We start from the raw sequence: 25,961 nt of genomic DNA, 5'->3' as shown, positions 1-25,961 counted from the left end.
TCCTTACTGTCAAGGTAACTAAGACCGCTAGTATGAAAAACCGCAGGCTTCTATTCCTCTCCTTATTTTTATCGGCTTTTGCCCCCTCCAACCTTTTGTCTCAAAATTTGAAAATGAAATCGGTTCGGATCTGGGAGAGTGAAAAAGCCAATTTTGGCGGATTTGTCGATTTAGAGGTGGTGCAAGGGAAAATCATTTCCTTAAAAGAAGGAACACCAACTGTACATCCTAAGTACTTATTGCCTGGATTTTGTGATGCTTCTGTCACTTTGGGATCCAATGCACGCGGGGGGAAGACAAGTCGCGAGGAAATTCCTACTTATCTTTCCGGGTATTTAGCAGCGGGATTTAGCCACATTGAATCAGTGGGGGATCCGAATCTTACACACTTACAAAATGAAATTTTAAAATCGAAGTGGCTTGCCCCCATCCTCACCCAATCCCAAAAACCTGCTTTGTATTCGGAACTCGCTTCGGGAAAAGAGGTGCTTTATGCTTCGGGGCTTAGCCTCACACCCGACTCCAAACGAAATCGCCACCTTCCCATTTTCTTAAAAGAAGTGGAAAACCGAGGGTTTTCTCAAACAGAACTTTTTGCCAAACGGAGAGAAGGAGAGGAAAAGGGTTATCTTCCTGTTGCTTATACCTTTGCCGACAAAACCAGTTGGGAAGATGCTTTGGATACCGGTTTTCCAGTGATTTTTCATCCTATGCCCGAAGGAACAAACCTCTACCGAGCCCAAAAACGAGACTTTCGTTGGGCCCCCATGTTATCGATTTTGTATCTCCAGGACCTAAAGACAAAACCAGAACTTTGGAAAGAACAAATCCAAATCTGGTCTCGCCTCCATTCCGTCTTTGGCTCCCGTTGGAAGGATTCTTTATCTCTGGAGTCGGAAGGTGGAGAAGAGGGGGGGAGCCTTTCGGGAGGCTCTTTTTCGCAGTACAAGTCCACCTTCCAATCGGAAGCCGAGGCTAGAAAGAATCTCCTTTTTGCCAGTGGGTCTGGGCACTGGGGACTTTTTCCAGGGCAGGCGGCCATTGTGGAAGTGCAGCTTTGGGAAACCCTTTTGGCAAAACCAAGGGCAAGGAAGGCAGACTCTCCTTCTGGCAGAACGGGGTTTTGGGCCTCGCTTTTTGGTTCCTTTTCCTTGGAGCTACTTTCCACAAATGCGGACCCAGAGACCTTACCGCAAATACGCCGAGATATTATCCAAACTTTGACCCTAAGGACTTGTTCCTTTATGGGGGCCGACCATGAGGGAAAGATCCGAATCGGTGGTCCCGCCCATTTTTCCGTACATGACGAAAATCCTTTGAAACGCGCTTCCGGAATATTTCCAATTGAATCCATGGTATTAGGAGGAAAATTGGTCTATACCCCCAAACCCACCAAGGAAGGAACCGCAAAATGAAAGGCCCATCCTCAGAATTTGAACGTTTATTAGAAGAAAGTTTTAAAAAAAGACAATCCATCGAACCTGGTTCCCGCCATGAAGCCAAGGTAACAGCTGTTAAGAATGATTACGTATTCATTCGCACAGTAGAAAATAAAATCACTGGAAATATCCCTATTGAAGAATGGAGAGAAGAAGTATTGCCGAAGGTTGGTGATACTCTTGTTGTTTATTTTTTAAAAGAAAACTCGGGAGATTTTTATTTTACTACCTGTCTTTCTGGAGACAACCTAACAGAAGAACATATAGAGCTGGCGGCACAGTATGAAATTCCTGTCCTCGGTCAAATGCTTGTAGAAGCAAACGGCGGTTGGGATGTCAAACTGGGTAGTCACGCAGCGTTTGTTCCCTTTAGCCAATTGGATGGTTCTCTAAAAGGAACAAACATCGCTGGAAAACGAATCAGATTTGTGATTTCGGAAATTGGCAAAAAACAAAATAAAATTGTTTTATCTCAGAAAAAAATTGCTGATAAAGAAAGAGAAACCAAAAAACAACTGTTACGTGAAGAGTTGAAAGTGGGAATCTTTGTTTCCTGTACTGTCAAAAGCATTCATAAATTTGGGCTCATTGTCGACATGGACGGATTTGATGCCTTGGTTCCGCAGTCGGAAGCAACTTACAAAAAAAATGCTGATCTCACAACAGAATTTAGAGTGGGTGAAACCCTTCGTGCAAAAATCCTCACTTTGGATTGGTCCACAAACAAAATCTCACTCAGTGTAAAAGATTTTTTGTCAGACCCATGGTCTGGAAAACTTCCTTTTAAAGAATCTGACATTGTCACTGGAACTTTAGAGTCTATCAAACCGTTTGGTCTCTTTGTTCGGTTAGGTGATGATTTTTCGGGCCTTGTTCCGAATAAAGAAACGGGAGTTCCTTCGCGCACTCCTTTAAATACGGTATTTAACCCGGGCCAGAAGTTGGAAGTTTTTGTCATGGAGATCAATCCAGAAAAAAGACAAATTGCTGTGTCGATATCCAAAGCATCCGAAGCGAAAGATCGAATGGAATACCAAGAGTATATGTCCAAGGAAGAAACTTCTGGATCCGTCTCTAGTTTTGGACTGGCACTTCAAAAATCTTTGGAAAAAAAGAATAAAAAGTAATTCACGATTTGGAAATCGCACTTTTTAGACCAGAAATCCCGCCTAACACGGGTAATATTGCTAGGCTTTGTGTGAATGTCGGAGTCCCCCTTTCTATTGTGGGGGAGCCGTCTTTTGACCTTTCGGAAAAGGCGGTCCGGCGTGCGGGTCTTGACTATTGGAAGGATTTGGATCTTCGGCGGTTTGCGGACTTCGAAGAATTTCGATCCCAAAAAGAAGCCGAAGGGAGCCGAATTTTTCTGGTTTCCAAATTTGGGACCAAAGTGTACTGGGATGTGGACTTTCAGACAACCGATGTCTTCTTATTTGGGCGGGAAACCTCGGGCCTACCGGAAGAAATTCACAAGTCTTGCCCTCCCGAACATATTATTTCCTTACCTATGGCAGAGGTGAGTCGTTCCATCAATCTTTCCAACGCTGTGGCCATAGTACTTTATGAAGCACTGCGCCAAGAGAAAACACGGACTAATCCCTAAAGGATAAAACAATTTACAACTCGTCCGTTCCCATTGAAATGGGAATATATGCCGTTCCCTCTCTCCAGAACTGAGTTAGAGAAAGAAGTGAAAACTTTGTTCTCCAATGGCCTCTCGGGGAATGTGAACGATTTTTACTCTTGGGTGTTTATGGAAACCCAAAGGAAATTTAAGGACCATCCCAATACCACTTTGGAAGGGATCACTTCTCTCCTTGAAGATTTAATCAAAGACGGAATCATCATTACAAACCCAATCGATCCGCGTGAGTACTTACTTCCCGATACTTCTCCTATCATTCGTAAGATGGGAACAAACGAACAGTTTGTAATTCTCGGTGCACTTCCTTACAACCCCATGCAGTATGTCAGAGCCAGGCTTGATTATTTTCTGAAACGGAATGGGATAGCAGGAGAATTGCGAATGGACCTTTGTATTGCCACTGTAGAAGCAGTGGAGAATGCAGCCAAGTATGGTGACGGTGGTGGTGTGGAAGTCATTTTCCAAATCGACAAACACAAAACCTTTACCATAGAAATGATCAATACAGTAAAAGACTTTAATCTAGAAGATGATATTCAGAGAGGTAAGTTTTCTTCCACAGCAACACTCATGCGTGGTATGATGGTCATGCAAAAACTTTTCGATTCTGTGGATCTAGAGATCAGCGACAATCGAAAACAAGCTATACTGAAAGCAACTCGTAAACTAACATAGGTCCCTATGGCAAATTTCAAAATGGTTTCTCCTTTTAAGGCTGCCGGAGACCAGGTCGAAGCAATCGAAAATATTGCGAAGTCCTTCGGCGAGGGTAAAAATAAAATTACTTTAGTTGGTGTCACGGGTTCTGGAAAAACCTTTACCATGGCCGAGGTCATCACTCGAGTTAAAAAACCAACGCTCATTTTATCGCATAACAAAACACTCGCAGCTCAGCTCTTTCGAGAGTTTAAAGATTTTTTCCCAGAAAATGCCGTTGAATACTTTGTTTCGTATTACGACTATTACCAACCAGAAGCTTACGTTCCCTCATCCGATACATTCATTGAAAAAGATATGTCAATGAATGAAGAAATCGATAAACTTAGGTTACGTGCCACATCGAGTTTACTCGAACGCGACGATGTGATCATTGTGAGTTCTGTTTCCTGTATTTATGGTTTGGGATCTCCCGAAGACTATATGAACTCTGTAGTGATGTTGCATGTCGGGGATAAAATCGATCGAGACCAAATCATCCGAAAGTTTTTACATATCCAATATGCTCGTAATGATATCGATTTTAGTCGGGGAAATTTCCGGGTTCGTGGGGATACGATTGAGATTATGCCTTCTTACCAAGAGGAAGGAATCCGAATTGAACTTTTTGGCGATGAAATTGATGGACTATCCAAAATTGATCCACTCACAGGAAAGGTAAAAACCAAACTTGATCGGGTGGTTGTTTATCCTGCAAAACACTTTATCACCTCTGGTCCTAAAATCAAAGACGCCATCGAAAAAATTAAGAGTGAGATGGCAGAGCAGAAGGAAAAATTTCTCAAACAAGGGAAACATTTAGAAGCAGAACGCATTGAATCCAGAACCAATTACGATATGGAAATGCTTGTGGAACTTGGGTACTGTAGCGGGATTGAAAATTATTCCCGCCACCTAACGGGAAGAGAGGAAGGCGAAAGGCCCGCTTGTTTACTCGATTATTTTCCCAACATGGATTTTTTACTCATTATTGACGAATCTCACGTAACATTACCGCAAATTGGTGGTATGTATGCCGGGGATAGATCCAGAAAACTAACGTTAGTTGATTTTGGATTTAGACTTCCCAGTGCCCTTGACAACAGGCCTTTGAATTTTCAAGAATTCGAAACGCTCACGCCAATGACTTTGTATGTTTCGGCAACACCTGACCAAAACGAAATTAACAAAAGTGAGGCGGTGATTGAACAAATCATTCGCCCTACGGGACTTCTGGATCCGGTGGTGGAGGTTCGTCCCACCACAAACCAAATTGAAGATTTGTTAAACGAAATCAGACTTCGAATTGAACAAAAGGAAAGAATTCTAATCACCACTCTGACAAAAAAGATGTCAGAAGACTTAACCGATTATTATAAAGAAGTGGGATTGAAGATCGCCTACCTCCATTCCGAAATAGATACCATAGAGAGAACGGAAATCATCAGAGACTTACGAAAGGGAGTTTATGATTGTATTGTGGGGATCAATTTACTTCGGGAAGGACTAGATATTCCAGAGGTCTCGCTCGTTGCCATTTTGGATGCGGACAAAGAAGGTTTCCTTCGAAATTATAAATCTCTTGTTCAGACCATTGGACGTGCCGCAAGGAATGTAAATGGTAAGGCCATTTTGTATGCAGATCGAATGACGGATTCGATTAAAAAAGCAATCAGCGAAACCGAACGCCGCCGTCTAATCCAGGAAGCTCACAACACGAAGATGGGGATCACTCCGCAAAGTATCATTAAAGAAATTCATGATATTTTACCACGAGAGATGGCGGAAGAAGATAGTAAGGAAGAAGCTCTCAAGGAAATGGAAAAAGAATTTACCTTGAAGAAATACAAAACCAAAGACAAGTTACGTGATGCATTAAAACGAGAAATGTTACGTTTCGCATCAGATTTGGATTTTGAAAAAGCTGCTATGTTTCGCGATAAAATGTTAGCACTCGGGCCCGATAAAATAGAATCATAAGGTAGGATACGGATTGGAAACAAATGAATTTTGGGAAAACCCAACAAAATTGGCGAGATTGGAAGATTCTCTCCCGAAACAAATTTTCCTTCTCCCGATTAAGGTGCGGCCTGTATTCCCGGGAATCATCACTCCCTTAATCGTTCCCCCGGGTCGGTTCATTCAATCCATTGAAGAGTCATCAAAGGGAGCAGGATTTTTAGGTCTTATCCTTTTAAAAGAAGATGAGTCCGACCTTCCCTCAGAAGACAATATATTTCAAATCGGAGTCGTTGCTCGTATTTTAAAACGAATCAATTTGCCCGATGGTGGGATGAATATTTTGGTAAACACCATCCAAAGATTCAAAATTCATTCCATTCACACAAAAGAGCCTGTTCTTGTAGCCAATGTAAGGTATCCGGAAGAGGAACTAGGTACCAGTAAAAATAATATTAAAGCTCTTATGAGAACCTTACTGATTTTAACTAAGGAACTCGCGCAAAACAATCCTCTGTTCACAGAAGATATGAAACTCACAATGATGAATGTGAATGAACCAGCGAAAATGGCTGATTTTGTTTGTTCTATTCTGAACTTAGAAAAAGAGGAATACCAGTCTGTCATTGAAGCGGTCCAAATCAATGATCGTTTAGAAAAGGTATTATTGTTTCTTAAAAAAGAAATTGAGTTAGTGGTTCTCCAAAAGAAGATCCAAGAGCAAATCAACGATAAAATTGATAACCAACAACGCCAATTTTTTCTACGTGAACAATTGAAGGCCATTCAGCAAGAGTTAGGTGTTGGTGAAGATAAAACAGAACTCAAATACGAAAAACTTTTGGAACGATTGAAAGCGGTTCCTGTGAGTGATGAAATCATCGTGGAAGTAGAAAGGGAGATTGATAAATTTAAAAACTCGGATCCAATTTCCAGCGATTACAATGTCATTCGAAATTATTTAGATTTGGTCGATGCACTTCCTTGGGAAAAACCAGAAGAGAAAGATGTCAATCTTCTTCATGCCAAAAAAATACTCAACCGGGACCATCACAAACTAGAAGATGTAAAGGAAAGGATTTTAGAATTTTTAGCAGTTCATAAACTGAATCCAAAAAGTAAAGGCTCAATCCTTTGTTTGGTGGGACCGCCGGGTGTGGGTAAAACTTCGATTGCAAAATCTGTGGCAGAAGCATTGGGGAGAAAGTTCTACCGGTTCTCCGTTGGTGGAGTGAGGGATGAAGCAGAAATCAAAGGCCATAGACGAACCTACATCGGTGCTATGCCTGGAAAACTCATCAGTGCCTTGAAGATCACTAAAGAACGAGACACAGTGATTTTATTGGATGAAATTGATAAAATGTCGCAAGGATACCAAGGGGACCCGCAAGCAGCACTGCTCGAAGTTTTAGATCCCGAACAGAATTCCAATTTTAGAGACCACTACCTAGATTTACCTTTTGATTTGTCTGATGTTTTGTTCATTGCAACAGCTAACACGTTTGAGCCGATCCCTCGTGTGTTATTGGATCGTATGGAAGTGATTCAACTTTCTGGATACATCACAGAAGAAAAAGTGCAGATCTTTCAAAAATATCTTTGGAAAAAGATTTTTGAAAAAAATGGATTAAATCCTAATTCCTTTTCTATGAAAAAAGAAACAGTAACCATTCTCATCAATTCGTATTCAAGGGAGTCGGGGTTACGTGGACTAGAAAAAACGTTTGATAAACTAGTCAGAAAGATTGCCTTAAAACAAGTGTTAAAGGAAAAATATTCCAAAGAAATCAGAGAAAAGGATTTGGTGGAATATTTAGGTCCACCTCCGTTTGTCGATGATCGAATGACTATTCCTAAAGTTCCAGGTACAGCACTTGGTCTTGCTTGGACCAATGCGGGAGGATCCACTCTCCTTATCGAAGCTGTGCTCATTCCAGGAAAAGGTGGGCTTACTCTTACGGGACAAATGGGAAAGATGATGGAAGAGTCCGCGAACATTGCCCTCTCCTTTGTAAAAAATTATATAAACAATGATGTTTTATTTGAAAAGAAAGCCATCCACTTACATGTTCCCGACGGTGCGACTCCCAAGGATGGTCCAAGTGCGGGAATTACGATGGCTACGGCTATTTTGTCTCTTGTAACCAATCAAGTGATTGCTCCAGGTTTTGGTATGACCGGTGAACTTACGTTAACTGGTGAAGTCCTTGCCATTGGGGGACTTCGAGAAAAAATTGTAGCTGCGAAACGAGTTGGGGTGAAAAAAATCATTTTCCCTAAAGACAATGAAAAGGCATTCCAAGAAATTCCTGACTATGTAAAACGTGGGGTCACATTTTATCCAGTCACTCGTTTTGAAGAAGTGGAAAATCTTGTTTTTCCAAAATCCAAAGGTAAAAAGAAATGAATCAACAAACCAATTCCTTTGTCCTCATTCTGGAAGTGTTGTACGGTCACCTAACGGATCTTTTGCGTTTTTTTTGGATCCGCCGTGTGCGATTTTTAACACTTGGAATTTTTCTTGGAATCTTCTTGTCGTTTTTCTTTTTGGGTGGGGCCTATGTGGTTTGGTCGGGTGAGGAAGCTCGTGTCCATAAATCACTCGAAAAATACCGATCCGAAGTCTCCAATTTTTATGACAGTTTCCAACCGAAGTCTGTAAAAATCTTAGATCGCAGTGGAAAGGTGATGGGAGAGTTCTATCGCCGAAACTTTCGGCCCATCCGTACAGACAATTTAGCTAAACATAATGTGATCGTTTGGGCAGTATTATCTTCTGAAGATCGTGAGTTTTTTGCTCATTCCGGATTGAATTATACTGCTATTGGTCGGGCGGTTGTGACTAATTTAATACAATTTCGTTTGTCGCAAGGTGGATCTACCATCTCACAGCAGTTAGCCAAACTCACTTTGAATTTAGGAAAACGTAATTTATTTAACAAACTAACAGAACTCTATTGTACTTTTTATATAGAAAGCCAATATTCGAAAGAAGAAATTTTGGCTATGTATTTAAACCAAATTTTTTTAGGTGAAGGCAATACCGGTGTAGAAGAGGCCGCAAGATATTATTTTCGTAAACCCGCCTCGGAACTTAGCCCAGAGGAAGCTGCCCTTCTTGTAGGAATCATTCCGGCACCTAGTGTGTACAACCCAGTTCGTAATTTAGGAATTTCTCTTTCTAGACAAAAACGCGTGTTATATGACATGGCAAGAAATCCGGAGCTACATCCCTCCCAAAAGGAAATTCCACATAAGTTTTCTGACTCGATCGAACTGAACTTAAAAAAATTCCGAACCATTTATAAAGTGAAAGAATCCAAAGATGAAGAAGGAAATCCCAAATACTCTAGCGAAATTGGAAAATATGGGGCAGATAAGGATTTCCGGGTCAACTTAGCTCCTGATTTTAATTCGGAAATTCGAAGATTCATTTTAGAACGATTTTCTAACGAAGACTTAGAAGAGAGGGGTTTGCTCGTTTACACTACTTTGGATTTAGAAAAACAAAGGCTCGCCGAAGAGGCGTTACGTGTTGGAGTGGATTCTGTCAGAGCCGATTTGACTAAACAAGAAGCCGAATACCAAAACAAAGGTAAGGCGGATTTAGCAGAGGTCACTCGAGCCATTTTGCCACAACTTAGTGGGTCTATGATTTCACTTGATCCTGAAACAGGTGATATTGAGGCCATGGTGGGTGGATATAAAATATCCAATGTATTTCGATTCAATCGTGCAGAAGATGCCAGACGCCAACCCGGATCCACGATCAAAGCTCTTGTTTATGCTCTTGCCTTTGAAAAGCGAATCGTAAATCCTTCTTCCAAAATCAAAGATGAAAAATTAGACATTTCTGGTTATTCACCAAAAAATTGGTATAAGGGATATAAAGGTGATATCACTGTTAGGCAAGCTCTTGCCCAGTCAGTAAATACCGTTTCTGTAAAGTTATTACATGAAATTGGAATTTCGTTCTTTATCCAAAAGTTAAGTGCTATCCTTTCCATTCCCGAAGAAGAAGCGGAGATCCGGTTCCAAAGAAATTTATCTTTAGCTCTTGGTTCTGGGGAACTAAGCCCAATGGAACTTTCCGTCATTTATGCTACCCTTATGAATGGGGGAAGGCGAGTGACACCAAGAAAGATTATAAAAGTAACCGATTTAGACGGGAACGAATTTTATAGCACTGTTGCCAATGAGGCCGCCGAACAAATATTAGATCCAGTGGCTTGTGCTATGGCGATCAATACTTTGCAGTCTGTTCTTACAGAAGAAGGAACCATGACTCTAAAGAAGAAGGAAGGAGAACCATTTTTGTATGCTGGAAAAACAGGAACGGTTCAATCACCGAAATTAAAAGCATCAAGATGGAAAGGCCTGAAGGGTGTGCGTGATGTCTGGTTTGCAGGACTTACTCCAAGAAACGTAACAGTAGTTTGGGTAGGTCATGACGAAGGAGCTCCCTTCCCCGGTTCGGGATCCGGTGTTTCTGGTGGGATTTGGTACAGATATACACAGAATGTAAAATCAAAATTGGGAATGGGGAATCAGTTGATTTCTAATTTTGTGGGAGATTTTGTAAAGGTGGATGTTTGTGCAGACGATGGAACCATTATTGAAACTACGCCAGATTACGTTTGTAAGGTGCCACTTTACGCTCAGTATTATTATATAGGTGACTTACCACCCAAACGTGCTGGCTTTGTGAAACAAGAACCTCCCATTCAAAATACAATGCCTAAACCGGAACTCATCGATGATGATTCTGAAATTTCCACTTATGATGCACAAGGTAGTCGGATCCAACCAACAGCCGTAGACTCAGTGGAATTGGAACCACCACTTATAGAAAATCGGCGAGCGCGTTATAACGAAGAAAATCCTTAGAGACTAAATAATTCTCCTGGATGGACCAAAGAAAAATCCAGGGTTTATCTTCTCTGACTTTTTCAATGACTTGAAGGGCATCTTGATCGTTTTTAAAAGGTTTATTTAAAATTTTTCCCACCTCAGTGTTTCTATAGAAAGAACGATTTCCCCCGTTGCCGACTTTCTCTGGATGAAAGAGTGGGTCTAAAAAATTCCAAACAGAATCAAAATCAGAATACCAAGTGAGAAGTGTAAGATCTCCTTTTCCTTCTCCGTTCTCTTTATATAAAGGAGCTTTTTCCATTGGCCGAAGTTTAATAGTAAGTCCAATTTCTTCTAATGCTTGTTTGATGGCTCGTCCCTTGGTTTGGTTTTCATCATCACCTCGCATCCGAAATTCTAAACTTGTGATTAAGATTTTCGGGTAACAAGTAGAATGTTTCAATTCTTCTATCGCTAATTCTTTATTGTATAATTTCCCATCCCCATTTTTTCCTTTTGTCATTTTTTCCATATAGTTCAAAGGAATAGGTCCGTAGGTAAGGTCTGCATGATTTTCTAGTAATTTACGAATGATCAAATCACGCGGGATCGATAGGTTGAGTGCATTTCGAAAGTGTTTGTCGAAACAAGGATTGTTTTGGTTGATTGCCACATATTGAACCGACCTTCCTTTTTTAGTGAGGGTGAATTCTGAATTTGCTTCCGGCAGAGAAAGAAGGAAGTCTGTTAACTTAAAAGCATCTAACTGGTGTTTGCGGTATAAAAATAAAGAGGTCGAAGATTGAGGTAAAATGAGAAACCGAATTTTTTTTGGATAATTTGGATCTGCTTCCCTCTGGAAGTTCAAGTCGATGTATTCATTTTTTTTCCAAGAGACTAGACTGTACTTTCCATAAGGCTTTAAGACATTCTGTTTCCATTCTTCTTTTCCGATGATGGATGCAAAAGGTAAACTGAGTTTCTCTTTCCATTCCGTTTCCCTCGTGCCTTGTTTGAATTCTAATTCTAATTGAGTTTCGGATAGGGACCGAACTCCAAGTAAAAACTGGTAATCTCCCTTTCTGGGATAAGTCTCTAAGAGCAAACGGGATAAACTATATTCTATATCATGAACCGACGGGGCCGAGGAATCCAGCTGGAACCGCCAAAGTTCGTTTTTCGGATGGGGGATTTTTTTGTAAGAGAGGATCCAAGGAGAATGGAACCCTTGTCCATTTGAAATAAAGAGACCTTGGTGAAGAAATTTAGCCAATTTCTGGCCAGACAAATCAGTAATGTAGAGGGGATCCAAATGGGCAGGATCCGAGGGAAGGGCCATTTTTAAGTCAAAATCGGGACTTTCCTTCCGGCAAAAAGTGAGGGACAAGAGAAAGAAAATAAGGGATAAGGTTCTCATACGTGAAGATTTACCGAAAACTCTGGCCATACTTGGCAAAATACAAATACAGACTTAGCCTCGGTGTTTTCTTGTCTATATTTGTTTCCATTTTCAATGGGGCATCCCTCACGTCTCTCATTCCTATCTTTGATTCTTTGGGGACTGGTGAAAATTACAAGTTCCAAATTGCTCTGACAAAAAAAGACCAAACACTTCTTACCGAACACAAAAAACCTGACCACCTACAAGGACTGACTTATTGGGAATGGCAATTTGCTAACCTCAAACAAAATACAAACGAGGAACTAGCAGATAAAAAACCCGATGATTTGGTGTATCTGTTTTGTCTCATCATCCTTCCTATCTACTTTTTAAAACTCATCTGCCTGGCAGGTACTGTGTATTTTGTGAACTCGGCAGGTCTACTTGCTGTCAGTGATCTTAGGCAAGCCCTATATAAAAAACTCCAAGTGTTACCGTTAAACGAGTTCTATCGTGAAAAGACAGGCGTTCTTATGAGTCGTGTCATTAACGATGTCGATATTATGGGAAAAGTTGTCTCGAATGATCTAAAAGATGCCATTAATGATTTCTTTTATATTGTTACACATTTGATCATTTTACTCGTGTTAAGCTGGAAATTATTCTTTTTATTATTTATTGTGATTCCATTGATTGTGGGGCCTGTGAGTACATTTGCCGATCGAATCAGGCGAACCACCAAAAACCAACAAGAACAATTGTCGGAATTGAATGGAGACCTTCAGGAAGTGATTTCTGGAATTCGGGTTATACGTGCTTTTTCGATGGAAGACAAAGAAGCTGATCGTTTTTTTAAAGTAAATCAAAACCTCTCAGATAAAACATTCAAAACACATTTTTATCACCAAATAGGTCCCGCCTTAACCGAGTTATCTGGTTCCGTTGTGACTATGGTTTTTTTAGGGATAGGGGCTTATTTATTAGAAGATGCTAGCTTTTCTAAAGGGATGTTCATTGCTTTTTTTCTTACCTTAATTTTTCTTATGCGTCCCTTAAAGCAGATGAGTATTCTTGTGAACCTAATCCAAGCCTCTGTGATTGCAAGCGATCGTGTATTTGAAATTTTAGGTAGAGATGTGGATATTAAGGAACCAAAAGTCCCGAACCCACTTGGCCAATTATCAAAAGCAATTGAATACAAAGGTGTATCTTACTTATATCCTAATACAGATATTTATGCACTTAAAAATATCAATCTGACATTACCTCGCGGTGGAACTATCGCCATCGTTGGATCTTCTGGGGCAGGCAAATCTACGTTAGTTGATCTTTTGCCAAGACTGATTGACCCCAGCGAAGGTGGGATTTTTTGGGATGATGTGAATGCAAAAGATTTGAGTTTGGACAACTTGCGAAAAAGAATCGGTGTTGTTTCTCAAAATATTTTTCTATTTAATGGCTCTGTTCGAGAAAACATTGCTTTTGGGAAACCCGATGCCTCCGAAGAAGAAATTCGCCGTGCTGCTGAAGATGCCTTTGCATCCGAATTCATTGAAGCTTTTGAGGAAGGTTATGATACCATCGTTGGTGAACGTGGAGTCATGTTGTCCGGCGGGCAAAGGCAAAGAATCTCCATTGCTCGGACACTGCTCGCCAATCCAGAAGTATTGATTTTGGATGAAGCCACATCTGCTTTGGATACAGAGTCCGAACGGCTCATCCAACAAGCGTTTGTTCGGTTGTATGAAAACAAAACTGTAATCATCATTGCTCACCGTTTATCCACAGTAAAAATTGCTGATACAATTTATTATTTAGAAAATGGCGAAATCGTTGAAAGTGGAAGTCACACAGATTTATTAAAAAATCAAAATTCCAAATACAAACGTTTGTATGATATGCAGTTTTCTAGTTCTACTTAAAAAAGAATATTTAAGCTAGGCGACCTGTTCCACAATTGGGGCAGAACTTTGCATTAGGAACAGCAACAAACGAACCACAGTTGGCACAGGTCCAGTTTTCGTTAATTTTTGGAGAAGGAAGAATCGCAATGTTGGCTTTCTTTTCTTTTAGTTCTGCTTCAACGGAATCCAAAGCTTCTATGTAAGGAAGAGATTGGGTTTGGAATTCTTCTTCTGTTAATTTTCCTGAATCAAAATCAGATCGGATGTCTTTGAGTGAATCGAGGAGGTTACTTTTCTTTTCAGTAATGGGTTTAAGGTAAGCGCCTTCTTCCTTTCCAAAAGGGGATTCATCCAGTCGAAATCGGTAATAAAATAAGACAAAAGGAGCGATCAGAATGATTCCAAAGAGCAGGCAATACAGATATAAGAGAAAATCCATACGTTCAGAATTTGGACTTTTTATTTTTAGGCAATCTCTTTATCTTTGGTCAAAGAAGAGAATTTACACTTATGGCCGTTACCAACTCATTAATTGAACAAAAAATTAAAACAGCAGAAGAAGTGGCAGCATTATTGCCTAGACATGTGACTCTAGGATGTTCTGGATTTACACCTGCTGGCTACCCAAAACTCATTCCTGTTGCATTTGCCAAACGAATCGAAGATGAAAAAAAGTTGGGAAAAGAATTCTCAATCAATCTGTATGCCGGCGCCTCTACAGGCGAAGAATTGGATGGAGCTTTGGCAAAAACGGGCGCTCTTAAACTAAGAATTCCGTACCAATCAAACTCCCACCTTCGTAACCTGATCAACCAAGGAGAAACGGATTTCATCGATATGCATTTATCGCATGTTGTGAAATACATCGAACACGGAATATTACCAAAAATTGATGCTGCCATTGTGGAAGCCATTGACGTTACCACCGATGGTAAAATCTATCTTTCCACTTCTTCTGGAATGAGTGCCACTTACATTCAAAATGCGGATTCCGTCTATACTGAGTTAACCGATACCCATCCTTTGGAGTTAAAAGGCTATCACGACATTTATCTTCCGAATCATCATGAAAAGGGACTACCGATCAATATTCTCACGCCAGGCGACAGAATAGGCCTTCCTTATATCCAAGTTCCTCCTGATAAAATCAAAGGAATCGTGCGTTCGAATAGACCTGATGCAGCCACTGTTTTCAAAACTCCTGATGAAGACTGCCAAAACATTGCAGCCCATGTATTGTCTTTTATCCAACATGAAATCAAAATGGGCAGGATTCCAAAAGAGTACCTCCCGTTTCAAAATGGAGTTGGGAATATTGCTAATGCCGTGCTTGCGAGTATGGCCAAAGATCCAAACTTCCATTCCATTCAAATGTATACCGAAGTGGTCCAAGACTCTGTATTTGATTTGATTGACGCCGGAAAACTAGAGATTGCATCTACATCCGCTTTAACATTTTCTGAAAAGGGACTGAAACGTTTTCATGAGAACATTAGCGAATGGAAATCGAAGTTTGTCATTCGTCCACAAGAGATTTCAAACCATCCAGAAGTCATCAGGCGTATGGGACTTATTGCTATGAATACCGCTATCGAAGTGGATATTTATGGAAACGTAAATTCTACACATGTGATGGGAACTTCCATGATGAATGGAATCGGTGGTTCGGGTGACTTTACAAGGAACTCTCATTTGTGTATTTTTATGACTCCTTCTCTTGCAAAAGAAGGGAATATTTCTGCAGTGGTTCCAATGGTATCTCATACAGATCATAATGAACATTCCACAATGATTTTTGTTACCGAACAAGGGTTAGCTGATCTAAGGGGATGTCCTCCAAAAAAACGAGCTGAACTCATCATTAACAATTGTGCTCATCCTATTTATCGAGACAAACTCCGGGAATACTATGAAAATGCTCTTCGTGTTTCCAAGGGAAAACATACTCCCCATGATTTAGAAAAAGCACTTTCTTGGCATGTCCAGTTCTTAAAAACCGGAAGTATGAAGTGATCGCAATTGTCGGCTCTGGAATTACTGGACTTACCGCAGCATGGGTTTTAAAGAAATTTAAAGATGTAACTTTATTTGAAAAATACCCGGAGATAGGGATGGCTGCCTTTGGCGCCAAACAAATAGTAAATGGGGTAGAAGTGGAATTTGATATTCCATTTAGAACTATCAAACGTGACTACTATCCCACTCTTTTTCAGATTTATGATAAGGCTGGGATCCAAACAAGGGCCGTTGATTATTCTTTTCGAGTAGAATCGAATGAAGAGGCAATTTTTGGATTTCGTTCCCACCAATTGTTTGGAATTCCTTTTGGTGTTCCCACGATGGATTCTTTTGTATCGTCGAAAGGTCGGAGGATTTTTTCCGACTTATTAAAGTTTTATGCCAATGCAAAAGAAGATTGGAAACGAGAGAACCCCTCCATTTCTATTTTAGATTTTCTTATAAAGTATGGATACTCCAGGGAATTTATTTATGATTTTCTGCTCCCAACCTTTGCCCTCGTAAACACTTGTAAGACGGAGACTGTGGGGGCTTATCCTGCAGAAACCATCATCGGATACCATTCCAGAGGTTATTCCTATACTCCGCAAGAAACAGCTAGTTTTGGAACAAGAGATATCGTGAATCGTCTTACTACTGGTTTAGATAATTTACAATTGAATGCTGGGATCCAAAAGATTTATAAAAAAGCCGGTAAAACCATCATTCAATTTGCAAACCAAGAAAAAGAGTTTGAACATGTAATCCTTTCGACACAAGCAAATCAAGCAAAAGATTTGTTAGGTGAAGGATTCGATTTAGAAAAAGAAATTCTAAATGAGTTCCGTTACGAATCAAGTGACGTGGTCTTACATACGGATGAATCCTATTTTTCGAATCCATCGGTTTCGTTAGTTTTTAAAATTAGAAATACTTATGACAAACCAGAAGTGACTTTGGACTTGGGTAGAATCATCCCAGAGCTAAAAGGTAAAAAAATCTTTCAAACATGGAATCCTCACAAACTTCCCAAAGAAAGTGACACCTTAAAATTGGCAAAGTTTGAAAGACCTGTGATGGATGAAAGAACCGCCAAAGCTATTGGGAGAATTGCAACATTACACTCTAACCCCGAATGTAATCTTTGGTTATGCGGTTCCTACTCTTTATATGGGATTCCTCTTTTGGAAGCAGGCGCAAAGTCAGGACTCCTAGTTGCCTCAAAGTTAACCAATCAGAGTATTGATGATTTGATTCAACATTAATCGGTTACCGGTTTTACTTTTCAAAAACGTAATAATGGTAAGTAAGTCCCAACCGATTCACAAACCAATTTAAAACCTTGGCGAATGTTCTTAAGGAAGATGGTAAGTTTTTGGAATCATTGGTAAACCCTTGGAGGACAGGTTTTGTCCAATCTAGATTTTGAACTAATTTGAAACCAATGGTTTCTAAATCGGCAATAGTCTCTTCGGTTTGTTTTAGATTTCCTTTCGGAATGAGGAAGGGCAGATAAAGCCACCAATAGTTTTTAAACTTTTTATCGCTAACTTGGAATTGAGTAAATACAAACCTGCCTCCGGGTCTTAAAACGCGGTAACTTTCTCGATAAAAGGCAGGAAGGTTTTGGAAGTGATAAGCAGCATCTAAAGAGAATACATAATCATACTTTACATTCGGTAACGATTCCATTATTTCCCAACTTCCTTTTAAAAAGGGTTGGACCGTGACTTGAGTGGAAACAAACAACTGTTCTGCGAAATCTGATTGTTCGCCAGGAAGATTGATTGCCGAAAGAAGTTTTGGATGAAACTTCTCTTTCCAATAAACCAAACTTCCTCCGAGCCCAGACCCTACCTCCAAAATCTTTGCCTGGGGAAACAGTTGGCATTCCTTGGCAAACTCAGAGACAAACCGAAGTCCCGCAGTTTGATACGAGGTTTCTCCATCCCAATAGCCAAAGTTGGAAACATAGTAGGGAGGCGATTGGGGTAGGACGGATACGGGGGATTTAGAAAAGGGGAAGGGGGTCATTTTTTACTTGATGGATTCTTTATACCCTGCCGGGTATGTAGTATGAGCCTTTCGGAAAACCAAACCAAACTGATCCACCGTATCAATCGAATCCAGGGGCAGCTGGAAGCAATCAAGAATACGATCACAACCGAAGAAAAAGACTGCGAAAAAGCAATCCTACTCTTAAAAGCTGCCCACCAAGCTATGAAAAAATTTGGAGAGGCATACATTCACGAATATATGGACACATGTTTTAAAGAAAAAAAATCCACCCAAAGCATCGAAACTGACGTAAAAAAAGCCATTACTGCTGCCTTCTCTCTTTAATCCCACTTTTCCTTTAAAAAAATCTATAAAATCGCTTGCCACATATACCCCGCAGGGTATATGTGGATTCAGAATCTGCATACTATAGGGGGTATGGTAATGTTTTTAGCTTCAACAAAAACTTGGTATTTGGAACGAGTGGTTTATTTCGTCGCTGGACTATTTAGTTTGGTGGGAGTTTCGCTCGGATTCTTTGTCTCACCTTGGGGGTATCTTTTGAACCTGCTTGTGGGTGTGAACTTGGTTGTTTTTTCTACCATAGGTTTTTGTCCGATGGCAATTCTTTTGAACAAACTTGGTTTTCAACCTAAGGTTAAGGATTAAGAATATGAAATCCATCATTAGCATTCTGCTTTTGGTCGGTCCGATGGCTCTCTTTGCGGAGGGCGTCGGATTTGATAACTTGTGGAAACGAATTGAAGAAAATTCCTCAGCAAGAAAATCCAAATATTTAGAATGGAAAGCTGGCGAAATTGCAAAAGACAGGTCCGACAAACACTGGTTACCTAGAGTTTACACAGACTTACGTACCTTCCAAACAAATGACCCCACTCTCAACTTTATGGGAAAACTAAGCCAAAGAAGTGCTACCGACTCTGATTTTTCTACAGCATCGACAAGATACAGACCAGGAAACTTTTTAGATTCGAATAACCAACCTTATTCTACGTTGAACTCAGATACAATGAATCTATTTGCCAAAGATACACTCAACTATCCAGGAAGTCATACCTATTCTCGTGGAACCCTCGGTATGGATTTGCCACTCTATGAAGGTGGCTCTGGAAAGACACTTGCGGCAATGAATGAAAAAAGATCTGTGGGTCTTAAGTTTGAATGGCTCGCTGTTCGCGATAGAGAATTTGCACAATCAGGATTTTATTACAGGGCCATCCAAACATTAAACGAATACAAACGTAGGTTGGAACAGATTAGAAAAATTGAGTCTAAATTTCAATCCAACTACTCCCTTGGGAACAAAGGAAATCCAGTTGGGTATGCAGGTTATTTGGCATTAAAATCTATAAAAAATCAAATTGCAGTCCTTGAAAAACAATCAGATTTGCAAATCAGTGATTACAAAGAAACCTTATATGTTCTATCAGACCTTCCTCCTTCTGATATAGAGATTATCGAATCGGATTTGAATGTCTTTTTGGATACTCATTTCAAACGCCCCATTGGATATGAAAGATCCAATCAAATGAATGCCCAAATCAAATATGCCGAAGGGGAAAAACTCAAAAGCGAAATGGAAATGGCTAAGTTTTTACCAAAGGTCGGTGCGTATTCGGAAGCTTACGGGTATCAGGGAAGTCGTAATACAGCTAACGCCTACCAGGCGGGAGTATATTTACAAATGAATCTTTATAATCCCAAAGATATGGGAGTTGTGGAAGAATCAAAACTCAATGCGGAAGCAGCCTTAAAAAAAATAGAAGAGAAAACAAAAGAAGAAGAAGCTCATGTAAAATCTCTTTTCCAAAAAGAAACCTCTCTTAAGGAAAGTCTTGAGCTGGTAAAGGAAACAGTCAAATACCAAGACGAACAGATTTTGAATATGCAGAGATTGTTTCAAAGTGGTGCGATCAATGCTATCCAATTTGCAGAAACACTCAATAAATCTTTAGACCTCTCTCGTGTTTTGATGGAAACGGAGATCGCTCTTTTACAAGTCAGAACTGAAACATCATTATTTTCAAATAAGGAAGAATCAAATGAATCCATTGGAAGAAATTAGAAAAGGATTTGCAGGAAGGCTTGCTGAAACCTTCCTGCATTCGCGTCTCACTCCCGTCATTGCAGTTGCGAGTCTGGTTCTCGGTTTGTTTGCTGTCTACCTAACACCAAAAGAAGAAGAACCTCAAATTTCTGTTCCAATGATTGATATCCAAATTCCTGCACCTGGATTTTCTCCGGAAGAAACGGAACGTAAAGTCACAGAGTTTGTAGAACGAGCCGTATGGGGTTTGGAAGGAGTTGAATATGTTTATTCCACAAGTAAGTGGCATGGAAGTTATATCACGGTTCGATTCAAAGTGGGAGAACCCATTGAACCATCGCTTGTAAAAATCCACCATAAATTGATGGAGGTAAAGAATTCCCTTCCTCAGACCACCTTAAGTCCCATTGTTAAGTCATATTCCATTGATGATGTTCCGTTCTTAGCCTTGAGTTTCAGTGCAGAAACGATGAACGATTATGAATTACGCCAACTGGTCGCCCCGCTAGCTCGTGAACTGTCCTCCACTCCTGATTTAGCCAGTGTGCAAATGTTAGGCGGTCTTAAGAAAGTGGTTCGAGTCAAAGTGGATCCAAACCTTCTCAACCGTTATGGAGTTACAGCCATGGAAGTGGCGATGAGTTTAAAACAAAACGATGCCCTTATCCCTGCTGGGAAAAATTGGTCCAGTGATTCTGTGATGGATATCGAAGTAGGTGGTGTGCTTAAAAAAAACTCGGATGTCAAACGCCTCCCTGTAGCACAACGCGGGGGGCGAGTGGTTCGTATCCAAGACCTAGCTGTAGTAGAAGAGGGGCCTGAAGAAAGAACTCGCTCTTCTGCTCTCTTTGACAAATCACTTGGGGAAACAAAACGAAATGCTGTAACCATTGTATTTGCCAAACGCAAAGGCACAAACGTTGTCAATTTATCTAAGGATTTATTGGAGAGGGCCAACCTTTTCCAAAAAGATTTACCTAAGGAAATTCCGTTGAGTGTGATCCGTGATTATGGAAGTACAGCTGAAGACAAATCACATGAATTGATTGAACACCTTCTCATTGCGACCATCTCTGTAACAGTTCTTATCGCATTATGGATGGGTTGGCGTTCCGCACTGGTTGTGGCCATTGCTATCCCTGTCACTTTGGCACTTACGTTAGCAATCTACTATTTTTTAGGTTATACACTCAACCGTGTGACTTTGTTTGCTTTGATTTTTTCTATTGGGATCTTAGTGGATGATGCGATTGTGGTGGTAGAAAACATTGAAAGGCATTTGGAGGAGAATCCAAAGTTAGGAATCATTCGTGCCACGCTAGTTGCTGTATCCGAAGTAGGAAATCCGACCATCCTTGCTACCTTTACTGTGATTGCAGCTATTTTGCCTATGGCTTTTGTTAGGGGACTTATGGGTCCTTATATGAAACCCATTCCTGTTGGGGCAAGTCTCGCAATGATCCTTTCTCTCATCGTTGCTTTTGTCATCACTCCTTGGGCTTCCATTCGACTTTTGAAAGAAAATCATGCTCATGCGGAGAGTGGAACCAGTGAACCTAAAATTTCCAAACTAGACCAAATTTATATTCGATTTATGAATTGGTTACTTGGTTTCAAAAAGAATGCAACGATCTTTGGAGCCGTTACGATCGGTTTGTTGTTTGTTTCCATGGCCTTTGTGGGATTTAAGTGGGTAAAGGTAAAGATGTTACCTTTTGACAACAAAGAAGAGTTTCAGATTTTACTTGATTACGAATCAAAGACAACACTGGCCCAAAGTATGGCCCACTCCGAAGAACTGACAAAGATTCTTCTAAAAAATCCCAATGTTGAAAAAATTCAAATCTTTGCCGGTGAGGCAGCTCCTTTTTCCTTCTCTGGTATGGTAAAACATTCCTTTCTTCGAAATCTAGATTCTATGAATGATTTACAAGTCATTCTAAAGAACAAAAACGACCGTAAAGAATCAAGTCATGAAATTATCGAATCACTTAGAGCCGACATACGAAAGTTTGGTGATCGTTATGGAGTTGTAACCAAGGTGTTAGAAATTCCTCCAGGCCCACCGGTGATGGCAACCATGGTAGCAGAAGTGTATGGTCCTTCCGCTTCAGTGCGAAAACAAGTCACCGAGGATATCTACAACGTATTTCGGGAAGAACCAAGTGTTGTGGATTTAGATACATCACTTCGGAATGGCCGTCCAAAGATGGTATATCCGATTGATTTTGAAAAATCTGGACTCTATGGAATTAAAACTTCTGCCTTGGCTTATACAGGTTCGATTCTCTTCTCTGAATCTCCTTTGGTCAGTTTAGCAACGGCTCTGGAACCAGAGGAAGTGACAGTGAATCTTTCAATGATCCAAAGTGCTCGTGGTTCCAAAAATCCATTCCAAAACCAAAACATCATGTCTATGGAATCGGGTGTTGTTTCTTCAGAACGGGTTTTAGGAAATCCATACAAGGAAGAAGATAGGGCTTTATTTCGTAAAAATCTAAAACCAGTGAACTATGTGATGAGTGAACTTTCCGGGGCCGAAGAAGCTCCCGTTTATGGAATGCTGAAACTCGCACCGAAAATCAAATACCAAACACAAACAGCCGAAGTTCCTTGGAATACAAGAGAACCTGTGATTAAATGGGACGGGGAATGGTTTATTACCTATGAGGTGTTCCGTGATCTTGGAGGTGCATTTGCTGTTGTGATTTTACTGATTTATGTTTTGGTTTTGGGTTGGTTTAAAAGTTATACAGTTCCTCTTATCATCATGGCACCCATTCCTATTTCACTTATTGGAATTTTGCCTGGCCATTTTGTGATGGGAGCTTACTTCACCGCCACATCCATGATTGGGTTTATTGCAGGAGCTGGGATCATAGTGCGAAACTCGATTATCCTAGTCGATTTTATCGAAGGGGAAATTAGGAAGGGTGTTCCACTGAAAGAAGCAGTAGTTCATGCGGGGGTAGTTCGATTTCGACCTATGTTACTCACAGCCTCTGCGGTTGTGGTAGGATCCTTTGTGATGTTATTCGATCCAATTTTTCAGGGGCTTGCCATCTCACTGATGTTTGGTGAAATTGCCGCAACAATTCTTAGCCGGTTTGCCGTTCCCGTTTTATACTACTGGTTTATCGGAAAATCAAGACAGGGTGTGATCAAACATGGATAAAAGAATATAATTTTTGGATTGGATTCTAAAATAAAAAAGGCTGAAAACATTTCAGCCTTTAAGCTAAATACCCTTTGGTGTAAAATACCAAGGGGTATTTTTTATCAAACGTCTAATTAACGAGTTCCCTCGTTTTTAATTTCACTATGATTCTTATACAATCCAGTTGCTGTAAGAGAAGGTGCTCTCACATGACCTGTGTATTGTGTATAAGTAGTGCTACCACTCACGATAGAGGATTGGCATTTGTCAAGCCCACCAGAACGGTTGTATCCACAAGAAGAATGGTATGCCACTGCATAGTCATCTTCTCCTGGTAGAATTGCAGAAGCTCCAAATGCACCTTTATAACCAGGTACATGGTGGATCTGAATTCCGCCCGTATTGTTGTGATTGAATGCCCCACGTGCCGTAGATACGATGAGAGATTTGTCCATCGCGTTACCGCCAAATCCAAATGTTGCGCCGTTGAGAGCCGAAGCCAGTTCCGATCCACCAGAAGCTGCAGCAAGAGCCGTAACTTTTGTTAGATTAAAACCTTTCGCTGATGCAGTCGAACCCAGGTTTGACAACCAAAATTCGATCGCATAACATCCTGCAGAGTGACAAACGATTTTGCAAGAGTTTGCCCCTTTACAATAGTTTGTAAGTCCTGTCGCAATATTTGTTTGTGCACGTGCGGTTCCGTAAGTTCTAGGATCCGAAGTCCCATCGTAACCGATGAAAATTTTAGATCCAGAAACTGTATTCGCAGAGGTTCCCCAATACGAATTTACGTCTGTCGTTCCCACACCGTTGTGGTTTTTGTCTGATTTTCCGTGAATGAACACGGTGTATGTTTGTGCACTGAGCGATCCCGCAAATAGCATCGCAAGTACAGTAGTGGTGGTCTTTCGCATTTTTTTTCCCTTTCCTGATTTTCTATATTACGGCACAAATTACATAATTAAGTCAAATGTGTCAAATTATATATAGTGAAGGCAAAAAAAAGGCCAGCCGTTTGGGCTGACCTTTGTCCTTTTCCTTCTAGAGAAGGTTCGGAGTCTTTTGAATCCTATCGGTATCCTTCTGATTTGATTTCACTGTGGTCTAGGTAAAGACCAGTAGAAGTTACGGAAGGAGCACGGTAGTGTCCGCTGTATTGTGTGTAAGTTACGTTGGAATTGAATGGCCAGATTCCTTCACTTTGTGTGAGAGAAGATTGGCATTTGTTTAAACCACCCGCTTTGTTGTAACCACAAGAAGAGTGGTAGGCAACAGCATAATCATCTTCACCAGGAAGGATGGCAGAAGCTCCGAACATTCCTTTGTATCCTGGCACATGATTCACAGAAACGCCAGCAGTGTTGTTATGGTTGAAGGCACCACGAGCAGTTCCTACGATAAGAGATTTGTCCATCGCATTTCCAGCAAACCCAAAGCTAATTCCGTTCAATGCAGAAGCAAGTTCCGATCCACCAGAAGCCGCTGCGAGAGCAGTTACTTTTGTAAGGTTAAACCCTTTTGCCGAAGCCGTAGAACCAAGGTTAGACAGCCAATACTCGATTGCATAACATCCTGCCGAGTGACAAACTACCTTGCAAGTGTTTGTTCCTTTGCAATAGTTTGTTAGTCCTGTGGCAATGTTTGTTTGTGCACGGGAAGTTCCGTAAGTTCTAGGATCAGAAGTTCCATCGTAACCGATGAAAATTTTAGATCCAGAAACGGTGTTAGTGGAAGATCCCCAGTATCCGTTTACATCTGTTGTTCCCACACCATTGTGGTTTTTGTCTGACTTACCGTGAATGAACACAGTGTAAGTTTGGGCACTGAGCGATCCTGCAAACAGCATCGCAAGTATTGTTGTGATTGAGCTACGCATCTCTTTTTCCTTTTCCTTTCTTTAAATGATTCCGACTACCTATCTCCAACCTTCGGTTTTGATTTGACCGTGGTCTAGATAGAGTCCTGTGGATGATACAGAAGGAGCACGGTAGTGACCACTGTATTGGTTGTATGTTTTATTGGATCCAAAAGGCCAAAGACCTTCATACTGAGTGAGAGAAGACTGGCATTTGTTAAGTCCACCGGCACGGTTGTATCCGCAAGAAGAGTGGTAAGCAACAGCATAATCATCTTCCCCAGGAAGAATCACAGAAGCACCAAACATTCCTTTGTAACCAGGGACATGGTTTACAGCAACTCCTGCTGTGTTGTTATGATTGAAAGCACCGCGAGCTGTGGTTACAATGAGTGACTTGTCCATTGCGTTTCCACCGAAACCAAAAGTGATTCCATTAAGTGCGTTTGCAAGTTCCGATCCACCAGAAGCCGCTGCGAGAGCAGTTACTTTTGTAAGGTTAAAACCCTTCGCCGAAGCCGTAGAACCGAGGTTAGACAACCAATATTCAATAGCATAACATCCCGCAGAATGGCAGACAATTTTACAAGAGTTAGATCCCTTGCAGTAGTTTGTGAGCCCTGTGGCAATATTTGTTTGTGCACGAGATGATCCGTAACTTCTAGGATCAGAGGTTCCATCGTAACCGATGAAGATTCTTGTTCCACCAACAGAGTTTACTGAGGAACCCCAGTAGCCATTTACGTCAGTAGTTCCGACACCGTTGTGGTTTTTGTCTGATTTTCCATGAATGAAGACTGTGTATGTTTGAGCGCTTAGGGATCCCGCTAAGAGAAAGGCTGTAATCGTGGCTAGTATGGTTCGCATTTGGTTTTCCTATTTCTGAAGGTATGTTCTCTTTGTTTTATAAGTTTGGCAAAAGATTGACAAGAAATTTTTTTCCAAATTTAGACAAAATTTTAACATATTTTTGCCACTGTCAGGGATTCTCTGACAATGTTTAGGAG

The 25,961-nt window shown here is 40.7% G+C and carries 20 protein-coding genes; 14 read left to right on the top strand and 6 right to left on the bottom strand.

Translation table 11 applies throughout. The annotated features are described in order from the left end of the window. The first annotated feature begins 32 nt into the window (after window positions 1-32). Genes LEP1GSC195_RS10240 through LEP1GSC195_RS10210 form a run of 7 tightly spaced genes read left to right on the top strand, consistent with a single transcriptional unit; the run spans window position 33 to window position 10,626 of the window. A complete protein-coding gene (locus LEP1GSC195_RS10240) occupies window positions 33-1,415 on the top strand; it encodes a hypothetical protein (protein ID WP_015682068.1) in 1,383 nt (460 codons plus the stop codon). Further along, a complete protein-coding gene (locus LEP1GSC195_RS10235; RefSeq protein WP_015682733.1) occupies window positions 1,412-2,566 on the top strand; it encodes a S1 RNA-binding domain-containing protein in 1,155 nt (384 codons plus the stop codon). The genes LEP1GSC195_RS10240 and LEP1GSC195_RS10235 overlap by 4 nt, the downstream gene beginning before the upstream one ends. 8 nt (window positions 2,567-2,574) lie before the next feature. Beyond that, a complete protein-coding gene (locus LEP1GSC195_RS10230) occupies window positions 2,575-3,042 on the top strand; it encodes a tRNA (cytidine(34)-2'-O)-methyltransferase (RefSeq protein WP_015681048.1) in 468 nt (155 codons plus the stop codon). Between the two features lie 48 nt (window positions 3,043-3,090). Then, on the top strand, window positions 3,091-3,759 hold the full coding sequence (locus LEP1GSC195_RS10225) for an ATP-binding protein (protein ID WP_015681125.1): 669 nt from the start codon (window positions 3,091-3,093) through the stop codon (window positions 3,757-3,759). A 6-nt stretch (window positions 3,760-3,765) separates the two neighbouring features. Beyond that, complete coding sequence (uvrB, locus tag LEP1GSC195_RS10220; RefSeq protein WP_040506639.1) at window positions 3,766-5,760, top strand: excinuclease ABC subunit UvrB; 1,995 nt, start codon at window positions 3,766-3,768, stop codon at window positions 5,758-5,760. 13 nt (window positions 5,761-5,773) lie between these two features. Continuing rightward, a complete protein-coding gene (gene lon / locus LEP1GSC195_RS10215) occupies window positions 5,774-8,146 on the top strand; it encodes an endopeptidase La (RefSeq protein ID WP_015680684.1) in 2,373 nt (790 codons plus the stop codon). After that, a complete protein-coding gene (locus LEP1GSC195_RS10210; RefSeq protein WP_015680761.1) occupies window positions 8,143-10,626 on the top strand; it encodes a transglycosylase domain-containing protein in 2,484 nt (827 codons plus the stop codon). Before lon ends, LEP1GSC195_RS10210 begins: the two co-directional genes overlap by 4 nt. Here the strand turns inward: LEP1GSC195_RS10210 and LEP1GSC195_RS10205 are convergent. Beyond that, the gene (locus LEP1GSC195_RS10205) at window positions 10,583-12,007 is read right to left on the bottom strand and encodes an ABC transporter substrate-binding protein (protein WP_015681346.1); all 1,425 of its coding nucleotides are present in this window, start codon (window positions 12,005-12,007) and stop codon (window positions 10,583-10,585) included. The two genes, LEP1GSC195_RS10210 and LEP1GSC195_RS10205, sit on opposite strands and share 44 nt — an antisense overlap. Before the next feature lie 2 nt (window positions 12,008-12,009). On the opposite strand from LEP1GSC195_RS10205, the gene LEP1GSC195_RS10200 reads away from it, so the two are divergent. Beyond that, window positions 12,010-13,893 carry an ABC transporter ATP-binding protein gene (locus tag LEP1GSC195_RS10200; RefSeq protein WP_040506638.1) on the top strand — a complete coding sequence of 628 codons (1,884 nt, stop codon included), beginning with the start codon at window positions 12,010-12,012 and terminating at the stop codon, window positions 13,891-13,893. A 10-nt stretch (window positions 13,894-13,903) separates the two neighbouring features. On the opposite strand, the gene LEP1GSC195_RS10195 is transcribed toward LEP1GSC195_RS10200, so the two are convergent. After that, entirely contained in the window at window positions 13,904-14,314 is a 411-nt protein-coding gene (locus LEP1GSC195_RS10195; RefSeq protein WP_015681657.1) for a zinc ribbon domain-containing protein, read from the bottom strand. A gap of 71 nt (window positions 14,315-14,385) precedes the next feature. Here LEP1GSC195_RS10195 and LEP1GSC195_RS10190 point away from each other — a divergent pair, with 71 nt between their 5' ends. Both LEP1GSC195_RS10190 and LEP1GSC195_RS10185 read left to right on the top strand, forming a co-directional pair. Continuing rightward, window positions 14,386-15,888, top strand: coding sequence for a succinate CoA transferase (locus LEP1GSC195_RS10190; protein WP_040507073.1), 1,503 nt, complete (start codon window positions 14,386-14,388; stop codon window positions 15,886-15,888). Next, window positions 15,885-17,138, top strand: a complete 1,254-nt coding sequence (locus LEP1GSC195_RS10185) for an FAD-dependent oxidoreductase (protein ID WP_015681158.1) — start codon at window positions 15,885-15,887, stop codon at window positions 17,136-17,138. The genes LEP1GSC195_RS10190 and LEP1GSC195_RS10185 overlap by 4 nt, the downstream gene beginning before the upstream one ends. Window positions 17,139-17,151: 13 nt before the next feature. On the opposite strand, the gene LEP1GSC195_RS10180 is transcribed toward LEP1GSC195_RS10185, so the two are convergent. Beyond that, complete coding sequence (locus LEP1GSC195_RS10180) at window positions 17,152-17,907, bottom strand: SAM-dependent methyltransferase (protein WP_015681674.1); 756 nt, start codon at window positions 17,905-17,907, stop codon at window positions 17,152-17,154. A gap of 42 nt (window positions 17,908-17,949) precedes the next feature. Here LEP1GSC195_RS10180 and LEP1GSC195_RS10175 point away from each other — a divergent pair, with 42 nt between their 5' ends. The 4 genes from LEP1GSC195_RS10175 (at window position 17,950) to LEP1GSC195_RS10160 (ending at window position 23,114) form a co-directional block, all read left to right on the top strand. Further along, window positions 17,950-18,216, top strand: coding sequence for a metal-sensitive transcriptional regulator (locus LEP1GSC195_RS10175; RefSeq protein WP_015681013.1), 267 nt, complete (start codon window positions 17,950-17,952; stop codon window positions 18,214-18,216). A 99-nt stretch (window positions 18,217-18,315) separates the two neighbouring features. Continuing rightward, the gene (locus LEP1GSC195_RS10170) at window positions 18,316-18,540 is read left to right on the top strand and encodes a YgaP-like transmembrane domain (protein WP_015681008.1); all 225 of its coding nucleotides are present in this window, start codon (window positions 18,316-18,318) and stop codon (window positions 18,538-18,540) included. 4 nt (window positions 18,541-18,544) lie between these two features. Continuing rightward, window positions 18,545-19,957, top strand: coding sequence for a TolC family protein (locus LEP1GSC195_RS10165; RefSeq protein WP_015681502.1), 1,413 nt, complete (start codon window positions 18,545-18,547; stop codon window positions 19,955-19,957). Next, window positions 19,935-23,114: an efflux RND transporter permease subunit gene (locus LEP1GSC195_RS10160; protein WP_015682028.1), complete on the top strand. Its 3,180-nt coding sequence runs from the start codon at window positions 19,935-19,937 to the stop codon at window positions 23,112-23,114. Before LEP1GSC195_RS10165 ends, LEP1GSC195_RS10160 begins: the two co-directional genes overlap by 23 nt. Before the next feature lie 116 nt (window positions 23,115-23,230). Here LEP1GSC195_RS10160 and LEP1GSC195_RS10155 read toward each other — a convergent pair whose 3' ends face one another. From LEP1GSC195_RS10155 to LEP1GSC195_RS10145, 3 genes are all read right to left on the bottom strand, one after another. Then, a complete protein-coding gene (locus LEP1GSC195_RS10155) occupies window positions 23,231-24,013 on the bottom strand; it encodes a hypothetical protein (protein WP_015681333.1) in 783 nt (260 codons plus the stop codon). Between the two features lie 155 nt (window positions 24,014-24,168). After that, the gene (locus LEP1GSC195_RS10150; RefSeq protein ID WP_015682648.1) at window positions 24,169-24,975 is read right to left on the bottom strand and encodes a hypothetical protein; all 807 of its coding nucleotides are present in this window, start codon (window positions 24,973-24,975) and stop codon (window positions 24,169-24,171) included. Between the two features lie 39 nt (window positions 24,976-25,014). Further along, window positions 25,015-25,821: a hypothetical protein gene (locus LEP1GSC195_RS10145; protein ID WP_015682087.1), complete on the bottom strand. Its 807-nt coding sequence runs from the start codon at window positions 25,819-25,821 to the stop codon at window positions 25,015-25,017. Window positions 25,822-25,961 lie beyond the last annotated feature (140 nt).

Source organism: Leptospira wolbachii serovar Codice str. CDC (genome assembly GCF_000332515.2).
GTDB lineage: Bacteria > Spirochaetota > Leptospiria > Leptospirales > Leptospiraceae > Leptospira_A > Leptospira_A wolbachii.
This window is presented reverse-complemented; position numbering and strand designations above follow the sequence as displayed.